The organism is Streptomyces sp. NPDC041713, from assembly GCF_055591085.1.
Genome location: NZ_JBVIZY010000004.1, coordinates 184975 through 198486 on the forward strand (window position 1 = coordinate 184975; position 13512 = coordinate 198486).

Below are 13512 nucleotides of genomic sequence, written 5' to 3' on the forward strand. Positions count from 1 at the left end.
ATGGGGTTCTGTGTGGCCGTCGGCGCTCATAGCGTGCCGGTATGCCATCCCTTGTGAGGTGAGGAGCCTCTCTTGCACGAGATATACGAGACCGTTGTAGAACTCGTCCCTGCGGTTACGGACGATCTGCCCGGGATCGTCGCCATCCAGAATCACCTGGCCGCGACCTCGCACGCCCGGTTCGCCACCAGACCGCATCGCGTGGAGGAGCGGCGGGACTGGTTCGCTCAGTTCGCGGAGACGGGTCCGTACCGGATGCTCGTCGCCCGGCGCGGCAACCAGGTTCTCGGTTATGCCTGCAGCCAGTGTTACCGCGATCAGGACGCTTTCCGGGAAACGGTCGAGGTGAGCATCGGACTCGGCGAGGACAGCAGAGGGCAGGGGCTGGGGACCGCCCTCTACCGGGCGCTCTTCGGCCTCCTGGCCGATGAACCGGTGCATGTCGCCCTCGCCGGCATCGCCCTGCCGAACGACGTATCGGTGGCTCTGCACCGCAAGTTCGGCTTCGCCGAAATCGGAACCTTCCACGAGTACGCCGTGAAGAACGGCCGGTACCTGAGCTCCCTGTGGATGCAACGCCTGCAGTCCACGCCGTTCCCGGGACCGGACCAGAGCTGACTGGTCCGCGACTGGTCCCGTGATGGTGTGCCAGGGTCCGACGAGAAGACGAGGATACGGGGCGGGGCCCGAAAGAAAGGGGTGGGCCCCGCCCGGTCCGGGCGGAACCCACCCCTTCATCTACGGGTTCTACGGCTGCGGGGCGCTCACATGGAGGCCGACGGTGGGTGGCTCTGGTCGGAGGCCGGTGCGGTGGCGGCATCGGCGTCGAGGAGCTCGTCGCGGAGCTCACGGATCCGCCGGATGCCCTCGTCGCGGCTGTCGGCCATGTTCAGGACGTCGGTGACACCGGTGACCTCGAAGAGCCGCGAGATGCCGGGCTGGTAGGGGCCGGCAAGCACGAAGGGCCGTTGGGCGTGCTGGTGATCGCCGTGGGCGCGCAGGATCACGTTGAGCTGGGTGCTGTCGGCGAAGGTGAGGCCGGACAGGTCGAGTAGCGTCCCGTCTGAAGGGCCCTCGGTGAGGGCACGGGACAACGCGAGCGTCGCCTCGGTGGTGTCTTCGAGGTCCAGCTCGTTGCGGAAGCAGACGACGGTGACCCGGTCCTGTCGGGTGACGTCGATGCTCTGTCTGTCGAAAACCATGCCCAGACCCTCCCACACGTCTGGGAGCATGTGACCGGGGAATGTGCCAGAAATCGTGGGCCAAGGCTGAGGACGGAGCGGGGCGTTCAGGACGTATCCCCGTACGGGAACCCTGTCCCGGCAAGGCGGGCAGGGCCCAGAAGGGCGTGAGGCCCGCGCCTCCGGGCAGGCGGAGGTATACCGGAGAAACGAAAGCGGTGACCGAACATGAACGGGGAAAGGGCCAATGCCGGGATGGGTGTAGCCGAGGCAGTGGAATCAGTGGCGACAGACGAAATCAGCTGTGCGGATGCCCGGTCCGCGGTTCGCTCGGCGCTGGTGGAGGTGTGTAGCGGGCTGCCGCGGCCCGAGGCGCAACGCCTGCGCGACGACGCGCTGCTCGTGGCGAGCGAACTGGCGGCCAACGCCCTCCTGCACGCCGGCGGTGTGACCCGCTTCGGCGTCTCCATAGAGGGTGCCGAGCTGCGGTTGCGGGTGGGGGACGCCAGCCGTGAGGTGCCGCAGCGGCAGCCGACGGTCCGGGGCAGGCCGGGCGGGCACGGCTGGATGGTGATCCAGCGCCTGTGTTCGCGCCTGGACGTCGAGGTGGAGCCGGACGGAAAGACGATCACCGCCGTGCTGGCGCTGCCCGAGCCGCTGGCATCGGCGCCCGCCTCTGCCGGAATGTGATCTGGCATACCCACACACGATGCATGGCTCGTCGAGCTGCGGGTAACCGCAAGCACGCGAGCAGAGCAAGCGCCAACAGAACAGGGCCAGCAGGACACGGCCGACAGAGCAAGACCGGCGCGAGCAGAGCAAGCAGCAATATCAGGTCTACGAAAGGGGCGGGACACCATGAGCAGCGTGGCAGTCGACGAACAGAGGCACACCGCGACCCGGGCGGTCCAGGAGTCCCTGATCGAGCGCGCCTACGCCGACCCCTCCTCGGTCCGCCCCACGGATGCCCGTGAGATCGGCCGGCACTTCTTCGACCGTCTCACCCATCTCGAAGAGGGCACGCGCGAGTACAGCTACGTGCGCAACTGCCTGATCGAGATGAACCTCTCCCTCGTCCAGTACGCGGCCTCCCGCTTCAAGCACCGCGGACAGCAGGAGATGGAGGACATCGTCCAGGTCGGCACCATCGGCCTGATCAAGGCGATCGACCGGTTCGAGCTCACCCGCGAAGTCGAGTTCACCTCCTTCGCGGTGCCTTACATCACCGGCGAGATCAAGCGCTTCTTCCGCGACACCTCCTGGGCGGTGCACGTGCCGCGCCGGCTGCAGGAAGCCCGTATCGAACTGTCCAAGGCCACCGAGGAGCTGCGCACCCGCCTCGGCCGCTCCCCCTCGACGGCCGAGCTCGCGGAACTGATGCAGCTCGACCCGTCCGAGGTCACCGAGGCGCAGAAGGCCTCCAACGGCTACAGCAGCGTCTCGCTGGACGCCGCCGTCGCCGGCAAGGACGACGAGTCCGACACGATGCTCGCCGACTTCATCGGCGTCGACGAGGACCGCTTCGAGCTCGTGGAGAACTTCCACTCCCTCGCTCCCCTCATCGCGGACCTGGACGAGCGCGAGCGTCGTCTGATCCACCTCCGCTTCGTCGAGGAGCACACCCAGAGCGACATCGCCGCCGAACTGGGCTGCTCGCAGATGCATGTCTCCCGTCTGATCAGCAAGCTCATCGCCAAGCTCCGTACCGGCCTGGCGGCAACCGAGTAACCCCTCCCCTCCCCCGACTCGACCTGGAGCTCCGTGCCGCCCACCGGCGACCACGGAGCTCCTTTCGGTCCTAGGGGCCGAGGGTCCGAGGGCCCGAGGGCCGTGGGCCCGATAGCGAGTCGCGCCCACGCCTCGCCTCAACCCGGCCGTGGCGAAAGTCTGTTGACGTTGCTCGGAGCCGTGGTCGACCATCGGTGCTCATGGTTCGAAGTGAGATGTGGGACGCCCAGACCGCGCAGAGCTACGACACCCCGGGGACCGGCATGTTCGCACCGGAGACCCTGGGGCCGACGGTGGAGCGTCTGGCGGAGCTCGCCGAAGGCGGGCGGGCGCTGGAGTTCGCCGTCGGGACCGGCCGGGTGGCGGTGCCGCTCGCGGAGCGGGGGGTCGCCGTCAGTGGTATCGAGCTGTCGGAGCCGATGCTCCACCAGCTGCGCACCAAAGCAGACGAGACGGTCATCCCGGTGGTCGTCGGCGACATGGCCACCGCGCAGGCCCCGGGCGAATTCCGGCTCGTCTATCTCGTCTACAACACCATCTCCAACCTGCTCACACAGGCCGAGCAGGTGGCCTGTTTCCGCAACGCCGCACGCCATCTCGCGCCGGGCGGGCGCTTCGTCGTCGAACTGTGGGTCCCCGAGCTGCGCAAGCTGCCGCCGGGACAGCAGGCCGTGGTCTGGGAGTCGACGGCGGACTACATCGGGCTCGACACCTATGACGTCCTGCATCAGCAGGTCGTCTCGCACCACTTCAAGTTCGACGCCGGGACCGGCCGACAGGCCCTCCTGTCTCGCAGCCCGCACCGATACATCTGGCCGGCCGAACTCGACCTGATGGCCGAGCTGGCCGGCATGACGCTGGAGTGCAGGCACGCGGACTGGACGGGGCAGGAATTCACCGCCGAATCACGCTCTCACGTATCGGTCTACCGGAAGACCACCGCACGCTGACCGAGCGCGTCGGCGGACCTCAGCCGGCCGAGTCGGACGAGTCGGCCAGTCGCCGCATGATCGTCATGAGTTCGTCGGGCGGGGAGATCCTCATCGACCGGCTCTCCTCGTCGAAGGACGTGATCGATGTCAGGGTGCCGGCGCGCCACCAGAACACCCGCGGGGAGAGGCGCCCGGGGCCGTCCTCGTAGGCGCCCAGCCCGAACTGTGCCAGGGAGTTGACAGCCTCTCCCACGTGCTCGTCGGCGAGCGGGTAGAACAGGAGGTTGTGCCGGTTCGGGACGACCAGCAGCACGCCCTCCGCCGGTATCGCGGGTCCGCCGGCGGCTCGGACCGCCTCTTCGAAGACGAGCACCTTGCTGGCCGCGAACACCGACTCCGGGTGACCGAGAAGGTGAAGGACCGCCCCACCGGGAAGATCGACGGTGTCGTAATTGACCGGCTCACTCAGCAAGTTGCTCCACGCGGCGGTCTCCAAAGTGCCCCGCTCGACGAGGGCCACGTCGCGGTCATCGAGGACGCGGACGTTGTCAGGGCTGTCGAGGGCGATACCCACCAGGAGATCCGTGGCCAACGGCCGCAGATAGCTGAACTGCCCTCGCGCTTCCGCAGGTATCGACTCCTCGGCAACCAGCCTCAGGTACACACTGCGCAGGGAGTCCGGGGCGCTGTTGTGCTCGGTGGGATCTGACAGGTAACTCATGCGTAATTCCTTGGGTATTGATGGGTTATCAGGCCGGGCGGAGGCAGCGGCTTGCCCGACCCGGCCTCACTCACACGACTCACACGGCTCACGCGTGCGAGAAATCCTCCAACCGCTTCCTGCCCCGCAACGACTCGGGCAGCAGCGCCCGGACGAACTCCTCCTCGGCATCCGGCAGTAGAAGGGCCTGCCTCAGCAGTCAGCGGTGGGCATCGCTTCCGGGGCGACGAGCAAATCATGGCTCGGCACGCGCGGCGGACAGTTGAATCGGCCGTTCGTCAGCGGGTCGTCCGGATCACGTCCCCGCTTGGAGGCGCAGGCCCGCCAGGGTCAGGTCCAGGGCCGCCAGGAACTGGTCGCGGTCGTCGTGCCCGGCGAACTCGTCGACGATCTGGTGCACGAAGGGGAAGTCCGTCGTGTCGAGTGAGCGCCACTTCTCGGCGAAGCGATTGAGGAAGACGTCGCGGTCCACTTGGCCGTCGAGCAACTCCTGTGGGATCTCCATGCCCAGGTCGGCCGCCGTGCCGACGACGACCCCCGTGATCGCCGAAACGGCGTGGAACCGTTGCCGGGGTGTGAGGTCCAGGCGGAGTGTCTGCTCGCCGAGCTTCTCGTACAGCCGCAACGAGTGGCCCTGGACGTCGGTGTTGCGCATGAAGTACGCCGACAGCCAGGGCCGGTCGATCATCGCGTCGAACAGCGTGACGGCCATCGCGCGGAGGTCGGCGATCGGGTCGTCGCCGAGGGGCTGGTCCTCCACGGCGGCCAGGATCTCCCCGATCGCGTGGTCGGTGGCGCGGTCGAGCAGTTCGTCCTTGTTCGAGACGTACCAGTAGATGGTGCCGACGCCGGTGCCGAGGCGGGCGGCCAGGGCCCGGAAGGTCAGTGCTGATCCGCCGGCCTCGTCCAGGAGGGCGACGGCTGCGGTGAGGACGGCCTCCATGGAGTGCGAAGCGCGCCTGCGTCCTCGGGCGGGGGCTTCGCCGGGGCGGGTTCGCGGGGCTGTCATGACACCCATCCAATCATGAATTGCGCGACATCGAACTGCGTTCTATAGTCGAACGACGTTCCATCATCGAACAACGTTCGTTCATCGAATACTGCTCCACGTCGAGCGCGCTGTTCCACGTCGAGCGTCGTTCCGTGAACGACGACCGTTCAGAGAGGAGGCCGGCCATGACCACGACAACCGAACCCGCCGAGCCCGAGTCCAAGCCCGCCATAGCCCACACCTATCCATCGCTGCGCGCGGCGTGGATTCCACTGGCCGCGCTCTGCCTGGCCTTCTTCGTCGAGATGGTCGACAACACCCTGCTGTCGATCGCGTTGCCCACGATCGGCCGTGACCTCGGCAGCGGTACGACCGCCCTGCAGTGGGTCACCGGCGCCTATTCGCTGACGTTCGGTGGGCTCCTGCTGACGGCGGGATCCTTGGCCGACCGCTTCGGACGCCGACGCGTGCTGCTGTTCGGCCTCGCCGCGTTCGGCCTGCTGAGCCTCTGCGTCATCGCCGTCGACTCCGGCGCTCAGCTCATCGCCCTGCGGGCCGGGCTCGGCGTCGCCGCCGCGGCCATGGCGCCCATCACCAACTCGCTCGTCTTCAGACTGTTCGACGACCAGGCGCTGCGCATGCGTGCGATGACCCTGATGATCGTCGTCGGGATGTCCGGGTTCGTCCTCGGCCCGCTCCTTGGCGGCACCGCGCTCGCCCACGTGAGCTGGCAGTGGCTCCTGCTGATCAACGCGCCGATCGCACTGATCGCCGCCATCGGCGTGCGGCTCGGCGTCGCGGCCGACCGGCCCGAGGATCTCACCAAGGACCGGCTCGACCTGCCGGGCGCCGCCTTGAGTGTCCTCACCATCGGCCTGGCCTGCTACGCGCTGACCAGCGGTGTCGAGCACGGCTGGCTCTCCGCCACCACGATCGCGTCGGTTCTCGGCGCCGTGGCCGCGGGCATCGCGTTCGTGTGGCACGAGCGCCGCAGCAAGGCCCCCATGCTGGACCTCAGGATCTTCTCCCGCGGTACCGTGCGCGGCGCGGCCATCGCCCAGGTCGGAACGTCCATCGCGATGGCCGGCGTGATGTTCGGGCTCATCCTCCACTTCCAGTACGCCTATGGGTGGAGTCCCGTGCGGGCCGGCCTGGCGAACCTGCCGATCATCGTGACCATGATCATCGCCACTCCCCTGTCGGAAGGGCTCGCGAAGAGGTTCGGCCACCGCATCGCCTGCCTGGTCGGCGCGGCCTGCCTGGCCGGCGCTCTGGCCGGCCTCGCCTGGGGTGTCGAGCACGGCTACATCGCCATCGCGGTCTGCATGGTCGTGATGACCGTCGGGCTGCGCACCGTCATGACCATCTGCGCCATCGCCCTGGTCGAGGCGATGCCGGAGAACCGCACCTCGATCGGCACGGCGCTCAACGACACCGCCCAGGAGGTCGGCACCAGCGTCGGCACCGCGATGGTCGGCACCCTGATCGCCGCCCTGGTCACCACGCGGCTGCCCGCAGGTGCCTGGAGCAGCGGCCTCGTGCAGTCCTTCTTCCACGGCGAGCGCATCACGTACGGCGCCCTGGCGGTGATCGTCGGCGTGATCGCGGCCGTCGGCGCCTCCACCCTGACCGATTCGCACTCCGTGGAAGAGGCTGCCTGAGCGTCTACGGGCTCGGCTGTGCCCGTCTGCGTACGCGAGCGGGCTCTCCGGGGTATTCGGGGTATTCGGGCGTCGGCCCGCTCCCGGTGACACGTTCCCGGGGTTGCCCCACCCCGGATCCGGATGGTCGAGGCGCAGGCCCAGGACGACGACGTGCGGGCCGTCATCCCTACGGCGCTCGGCACGGCGAACGACGGCTGACGGTGGCATTCGGCCACCCGAAGGGCGGTCCGGTGCGGGGTTTGTTCTCCCGCACCGAGAGACCCAGGAACCGCCTTGGTGTGAACGACTGTTCATTTCGGGCCTGTTGGAGCTCCTCAGGTGGCCGAGACGCATCGCTGTCCTGACCTTGAGCGGCCGGGTGACTCACATCTACGCACAGGCCTACCGCTGACCAGCAGCGAGATGGCTGTTGGCCGACGTCTCCTTGCGGCCAAGCCCAGCGCCGATTCCATCGTCGCCGCGACCGCTCCGTCACCCGAGGTCACCGCCGGAAGCCGCTCACCGGCTCCCCCGCTGGCCGAAAACCCCCGTCGGACTCAGAACCACGGCCAGCACCCACCGCGCTCACCGGCCGAATCCCCTTGGCTCGATAGTGGCCTTGACCATGATGAAACGTGACAGAGAGCCTGTTCGGGGACGGAAGACCCAGAAGCCTACTCCCGTTTCATCTTCCACTCACGCATGGAGGTTCCATGGACATCGAGATGAACACAGAGATCGAGAGCGACCTCGGTGAACTCGAGGTACTCGAGATGGATGAGCTGCAAGTCAGCGGTTCGTCCACGGCCTACAACTACATCGCCAAGAACGCGGACCGCTCCTCGGACATACCGGCCGCCTGACCGGTCCGACTGAATCGCTCCGCGAGGGGCTCACAAGTCGAGGTCCGAGCTCCACCCGCTTGTGAGCTCCTTCGGTGCCGGTCGGCCCTGTCGACCGTGGCCCGCCGATTCCGACCCCGACGGTTCTGGACCCCACAGGTGCGTCCCCGCACCTCGCGCACCCGGTCGGCTCCACCGTCCGGATCAGGACGGATGGCATGGATCTCTTGCTGCTCTTTCCGCCGTTGACGGAGGCGACCCTCTTTCCGTATCTGAGCTTGCCCTATCTCGCCGGTCACGTCCGCCGGTCCGGTTACAGCGCGCATCAGGTCGACCTGAGCATCGAACTCGTCCATCGGCTGCTCGACGGGCCGGCGCTCGAACAGGAGGCCGCCGCCCTGGACACGGCGCAGGAGCTGCCCGTCTGGTACCGCGCGGCAGTGGCCGACGCCGCCCTGCAGCATCTCGGGGAGATGCGTGACTTCGTCCTGACGAAGGATCCGGCGCCCCACCTCGGCCCCGTACGCGCGGTGCGACTCGCCCGGCAGTCTGCCCAACTGATGCTGAGCGCCTCGCCGTTGTCGCAGGTGTGGGACGACTTCGCGGCACTCGACCAGGCGGTGCTTCACCTGTCCGACGTACGGGTCGATTCACTCGACTTCGCGAGCCGGACCTTGCATGCCCTTCTGGCCGACGCCCTCGGCACCTCCGTGCCTCGTGCGGTCGGTATATCCGTCGCCTTCTTCAGCCAGTTGGCGCCGGCGCTGCTCATCGCCCGATGGATACGGCAGCTTCTCCCCGGGACGCCCATTTGCCTCGGCGGACAGCAAGTCATGCTGCGGCACGACGAATTGGCGGCGATGACCTCCGTACGTACCGCAGTCGACGCGCTCTGCGTCACGGCGGGCGAAGAACCCCTGGAGCGTTGGCTGGCCCATCTTACCGGCAAGACACCCTGTCGCACCGGCCAGGTGCCCTGCTCCGACGTGCCGGGAATGCGATGGCTGAACCCCCATGGCGCGACGCCCCCCAGCCGACCGCCCACGCTCCACTTCAAAGATGTCGGCGCACCCGATTACGACGGGTTGAAGGTGCACTCCTATCTCAACGACACCGTCGTCCTCTCCATGGTGTCCTGTGTGGGCTGTTACTGGGGGCGCTGCGTCTTCTGTTCCTACGGCAACAGATCCCTCGAACGCGGGGCCTACCAACAGGGTTCTCCGCAACAGCTCGCCGACACGGTCCGCCGGATCGTGCAGAGCACCGGAATCGACTTCGTCACCGTCGTCGACGAGAACACCAATCTGCGACTGCTCGCCCGCACCATGCGGCTGGTGCGCGAGAGCGGTCTCCGTGTCCGGTTCAACACGCGCAACCGTCTCGAACCGATCCTGCTCGACCCGGGCTTCTGCAAGGAACTGGCCGAACTCGGCTGTGAGGGAATGGCCGTCGGCTATGAGGGCGTCACTCAGCGACTGCTCGACAGACTGGACAAGGGCGTTCGCGCAGCGGATTTCCAGACCATCCTCGACAATCTCGCGGCAGCCGAGATCCGGGTCAACTTCTCCGTCATGGGCGGGCTGCTGGACGAGAGCGAGGAGGAGGCCGAGGAGTCGCTCCGCTTCCTCGAACGCAACCGTGAGAAGTTCGCCGTCGACGCCTTCGAGCTCATGGTGGCCGAGCCGGGAACCCTCCTGGTCGCGGACCCCCAGCGCTACGACGTGCTCCTGGACGGCTCCGACACCTTCGCCGACAACCGCGAACTCAACTACTTGGGCGGCAGGTTCGGCAGACGGCACACCACCGTCGGCGGACCCGCCCGCCCCGACATGCTGCGGCGGCTGAAGCACGGCATGCGCCGGATCGCCGCGGCCGCAGACGGTCCCGTCGAAGCCGCCGCACAGCGCTCGGCACAGCACAGTGCGCTGCGCCCGCACCCGTGGATCCGCTGCGCTCCACCGAGGTTCGACACCCAAGGGCCGGGCGGTGGTTCGGGCTTGCTCGCCGATCCGGTACGGGAGCAGGTGTACTCCCTCCCGAAGAGCCACGTGGCCTGCGGTACCGCGCCCGGCGAACCCCTGATCGCGACCAGTGCGCACGGCCGGACCATGCTCGGCAAACTCGCCGCCGCGGACGTCGGAGTCATGTGCGACGCACCGCGACCGGCCGTCACCCGCCCGTCACGCTGAAGGAGTCACACGGTGCACATCACCCTGGTCAACATGCCCTGGGCCTCCATCGACTTCCCTTCCCTGGCCCTGGGACTTCTCAAGCGTCGCGTCGCGGACGAGTTCCCGGACAGCCGCGTCGACGTCGTGAACGCCAACCTGGACTACCTCGACTGGATCACCGCACGCGCGGGCCTGACGCGCGAGGAGTACAACTTCTGCTGGGACTCCTATTTCACCGGCTACAGCGAGTGGATCTTCTCCTCCGCCCTGTACGACGATCCCCAGTGGCGCAATGCGGAATTCGCGGACCTCGTGGCGGGTTCGGTGCCGGGAGACATGCTGAACAAGGGGCGGCAACTGCACGCGCTGGCCCCCGAGTACGTCGCGTCCCTGGTCGGCCGCATTCTCGCCGAGCGGCCCGATGTCGTCGGCTTCTCGACGACCTTCGCGCAGAACAGCGCCGTCCTCGCCGCGGCCAGGCTCATCAAGAAGACCGCGCCCGAGGTGTGCGTGGTGCTCGGCGGCGGCAATTGCGACGGCCCGCAGGGGGCGGCGCTGCACCGCGGCTTTCCTTTTGTGGACTACGTCAATCGCGGTGAGGGCGAGGTGTCGTTCACGCGGCTCCTTTCCTGTCTCCGCGACGGGTCGGACCCCGGGGACATTCCCGGGCTCTGCTGGCGCGACGCGGACGGGACCTCGCACGCGAATGCCATGAGCGCGGCCCCGCTGCCCGCGTCCGCGCTGGTCACGCCGGACTACACGGACTACTTCGAGCAGCACGCGGCATCCCGCGCCAGGGCCATGGCCGAGCCCCATCTGGTGCTGGAGAGTTCACGCGGCTGCTGGTGGGGCCAGAAACACCACTGCACCTTCTGCGGGCTCAATGGTTCGTTCATGGAATTCCGCAGCAAGAGCCCGGATCACTTCGTCGACGAACTGCTCGCGATGACGGAACGCCACCAGGTGCTCAATGTCGCCGTGGCCGACAACATCCTCGACATGACCTATCTGCGGTCGGTGGTGCCGAGGCTCGCGGAGGCCGAATGCGATCTGCGCATCAGTTACGAGATCAAGTCCAACATGCGCCGCGAACAGCTCGGCTCCCTCGTCGCCGCCGGCATCCACTACGTACAGCCCGGCATCGAGAGTCTCAGCGGCCGCGTCCTGAAGATCATGGACAAGGGGGTGACCGGCTGCCAGAACGTGCGGATGCTGCGCGACGCGGAATCGGTGAGCCTCGGCGTCGTATGGAACTACCTCTTCGGCTTTCCGACCGAGACCGAAGAGGACTACGACTCGGTGATCGACCAGTTCCCCGCCATCCATCACCTCGCTCCGCCCAACGGAGTCACCCGTATAGCCATCGAGCGCTTCAGCCCCTATTTCAACCGCCCGGAACTCGGCTTCGGCGACCTGCGGCCCGCCGCCCACTATGCGGTGATCTACGACCTTCCGGAGTCCGAACTCCGCGACATGGCCTACGTGTTCGACGCGGCGCACCAAGGCATCTCCACCACGCACGCGGAGCGGCTGGAGAAGGCCGTCGAGACCTGGTGCCACGAGTTCCCCCGCGGGCGGCTGACACAAGTCGACCTGCCGGATTCCATCGTCCTCACCAACACCCGGCCCGGTTTCGCCTGGAGGACGCTGAGCATCGAGGAACCCTGGGAGATGGCCGCCTTCCGTCTGCTGGAACAGCCTTGTACGAGCGATGTGTTGACGAAGAAGCTCCGGGAGAGTGAACACGACGTCACCGCGGAGGACGTGTCGGCCCTGCTGGCCCACTGGCGCACGCTGGGCCTGCTCTTCGACGACGGCGGCCAGAGCGTGCACGTCGTTCCGTACGCCGCCAATCAGGATCTGATGCGCTGGGTGACCCGCGAGGGCAGCCCGGCGCTGGTGCCCGCGCTGCTCGACGACGCGGGCAGCCGCATACCGGGAGCGAGCGCGGTAACGGCACCAGCGGCAGCGACAGCGACGGCGCTTCAATGCTGGCGGGAACGCGACGAGGTGGCGCGCGCCCGGGACGGCATGTACCTGGGCGAGCTCCGGTACGAGGATGCCGCGGTGGAGACCGTGTCGGACCTGGTCGCACGGGGCGCCCGGCATGTCGCCCTGCCCGAGCCCGTGGTCCTCGGCCCCGGTGATCTCGACAGCGACCGGAGGGCGGTCCGGGGGCTCACCCATGTGCGGGAGTCGACCGGGCACGGTGTCTCCGTCGACTGGGATCTGGACCTCGGCGCCGAGATCGGTCAATGGCGGCTGTTCAGCCACCTGTATCCACCGCGTTCAGTGGCGGGCCCCGACGGTGACGCCGTCCTCGACCAGTGGCGTGCCACGTTCCACATGAACAAGTGCGGCTACCGGCGCGGCAGGGGCTTCGTCGAGGTCACCGACCTGCGCCACGGGACGCAGCGGCGCGTCGTCATGCGCAAGGTGCACAAGGGCAAGCTGACGTCACTCCTCGACGGTGCCGCGGTCTCGGATTTCCGGCCGCAAGAGATCGAAGCGTTCGTGAAGGCGGGTCTCGTGCACCGGGTCGGCTCCGTTCTGTGGTGGCTGCCCTCCCGCATCTCCCGCTGGCCGGTCGTGCGCTGAAGAAGACAACCGTCAGCAGAGGGGAATCGACCACCATGCCTCACGGCGAAGCCGATGTGCCGCTGCGCTCCCTCAACGCGGCCGAATGGGACCGCACTTACGGTTCCGCCAGCCCGGGCTGGGACGAGGAGCCGCCGCCCGTGCTCGGTGAACTCCTCGCCGAGCACGCCCCGCCCCCGGCCCACGTGCTGGACGTCGGCTGCGGGCTCGGCACCACGGCGCGGTGGCTCGCCGACCGCTCCTACACCGTGACGGCCTGCGACTTCTCGGCCCGGGCCATCGACGCGGCGCGGCGCCGCACTCCGGCAGGTTCATCGGTGCGGTACGAGGTCCTCGACATCACCGGCCACACTCCCCCGGAGCCGTTCCCCGTGGTCCTTGACCGCGGTGTGCTGCACACCCGCCCCACGCGGCACGAGCGTCGTACGTTCGCCGCGGCGATGGCCCGGATGTGCCGGCCCGGCGGGCTGTGGATCCATGTCGGGGCCGCCGCGCTCAGCGAGGAGGACGCCCTCGACCAGTCCAGCGGACCCTCCTGGACCACCGAGGGGACCTTCCGCTCCACCGTGACCTCGTGGTTCACGGTGCTCGACCTGCGCATCGCGGATTTCGGCCGCCGGAAGGGCGTGACGGACTGGCCCGCCCGGTACGCCGTACTCCGGCGGAACGAGGACTGATTGGGCGGAGAGCTGACCGGGCGGAAAC

Annotated in this window: 12 protein-coding genes; 9 read left to right on the forward strand and 3 right to left on the reverse strand. The window is 68.0% G+C overall.

The genetic code is table 11. The features are described 5' to 3' along the window. The first annotated feature begins 72 nt into the window (after nucleotides 1-72). Nucleotides 73-618, forward strand: coding sequence for a GNAT family N-acetyltransferase (locus ACZ6CV_RS14095; RefSeq protein ID WP_469251050.1), 546 nt, complete (start codon nucleotides 73-75; stop codon nucleotides 616-618). 146 nt (nucleotides 619-764) lie between these two features. Here the strand turns inward: ACZ6CV_RS14095 and ACZ6CV_RS14100 are convergent, their stop codons facing one another. Beyond that, entirely contained in the window at nucleotides 765-1202 is a 438-nt protein-coding gene (locus tag ACZ6CV_RS14100) for an STAS domain-containing protein (RefSeq protein ID WP_469251051.1), read from the reverse strand. A gap of 261 nt (nucleotides 1203-1463) precedes the next feature. On the opposite strand from ACZ6CV_RS14100, the gene ACZ6CV_RS14105 reads away from it, so the two are divergent. The 3 genes from ACZ6CV_RS14105 (at nucleotide 1464) to ACZ6CV_RS14115 (ending at nucleotide 3859) form a co-directional block, all read left to right on the forward strand. Further along, a complete protein-coding gene (locus ACZ6CV_RS14105; RefSeq protein WP_469251052.1) occupies nucleotides 1464-1871 on the forward strand; it encodes an ATP-binding protein in 408 nt (135 codons plus the stop codon). Between the two features lie 168 nt (nucleotides 1872-2039). Next, on the forward strand, nucleotides 2040-2909 hold the full coding sequence (locus ACZ6CV_RS14110; protein WP_469251053.1) for a SigB/SigF/SigG family RNA polymerase sigma factor: 870 nt from the start codon (nucleotides 2040-2042) through the stop codon (nucleotides 2907-2909). A gap of 200 nt (nucleotides 2910-3109) precedes the next feature. Then, complete coding sequence (locus tag ACZ6CV_RS14115; RefSeq protein ID WP_469251054.1) at nucleotides 3110-3859, forward strand: class I SAM-dependent methyltransferase; 750 nt, start codon at nucleotides 3110-3112, stop codon at nucleotides 3857-3859. Between the two features lie 19 nt (nucleotides 3860-3878). On the opposite strand, the gene ACZ6CV_RS14120 is transcribed toward ACZ6CV_RS14115, so the two are convergent. Together ACZ6CV_RS14120 and ACZ6CV_RS14125 are read right to left on the reverse strand one after the other, a co-directional pair. Further along, nucleotides 3879-4562 carry a hypothetical protein gene (locus ACZ6CV_RS14120; protein WP_469251055.1) on the reverse strand — a complete coding sequence of 228 codons (684 nt, stop codon included), beginning with the start codon at nucleotides 4560-4562 and terminating at the stop codon, nucleotides 3879-3881. A gap of 295 nt (nucleotides 4563-4857) precedes the next feature. Further along, nucleotides 4858-5505: a TetR/AcrR family transcriptional regulator gene (locus ACZ6CV_RS14125; protein WP_469251461.1), complete on the reverse strand. Its 648-nt coding sequence runs from the start codon at nucleotides 5503-5505 to the stop codon at nucleotides 4858-4860. A 233-nt stretch (nucleotides 5506-5738) separates the two neighbouring features. Between ACZ6CV_RS14125 and ACZ6CV_RS14130 the strand changes: the two genes are divergently transcribed. The 5 genes from ACZ6CV_RS14130 to ACZ6CV_RS14150 all read left to right on the forward strand — a co-directional run bounded on the left by ACZ6CV_RS14130 (nucleotide 5739) and on the right by ACZ6CV_RS14150 (nucleotide 13484). Then, a complete protein-coding gene (locus tag ACZ6CV_RS14130; RefSeq protein ID WP_469251056.1) occupies nucleotides 5739-7214 on the forward strand; it encodes an MFS transporter in 1476 nt (491 codons plus the stop codon). 695 nt (nucleotides 7215-7909) lie between these two features. Next, nucleotides 7910-8059, forward strand: a complete 150-nt coding sequence (locus ACZ6CV_RS14135; protein ID WP_362361536.1) for a hypothetical protein — start codon at nucleotides 7910-7912, stop codon at nucleotides 8057-8059. A gap of 197 nt (nucleotides 8060-8256) precedes the next feature. After that, nucleotides 8257-10227: a B12-binding domain-containing radical SAM protein gene (locus ACZ6CV_RS14140; protein WP_469251057.1), complete on the forward strand. Its 1971-nt coding sequence runs from the start codon at nucleotides 8257-8259 to the stop codon at nucleotides 10225-10227. Between the two features lie 12 nt (nucleotides 10228-10239). Further along, nucleotides 10240-12807 carry a RiPP maturation radical SAM C-methyltransferase gene (locus tag ACZ6CV_RS14145; RefSeq protein ID WP_469251058.1) on the forward strand — a complete coding sequence of 856 codons (2568 nt, stop codon included), beginning with the start codon at nucleotides 10240-10242 and terminating at the stop codon, nucleotides 12805-12807. Nucleotides 12808-12842: 35 nt separating this feature from the next. Next, the gene (locus tag ACZ6CV_RS14150; protein WP_469251059.1) at nucleotides 12843-13484 is read left to right on the forward strand and encodes a class I SAM-dependent methyltransferase; all 642 of its coding nucleotides are present in this window, start codon (nucleotides 12843-12845) and stop codon (nucleotides 13482-13484) included. Nucleotides 13485-13512 lie beyond the last annotated feature (28 nt).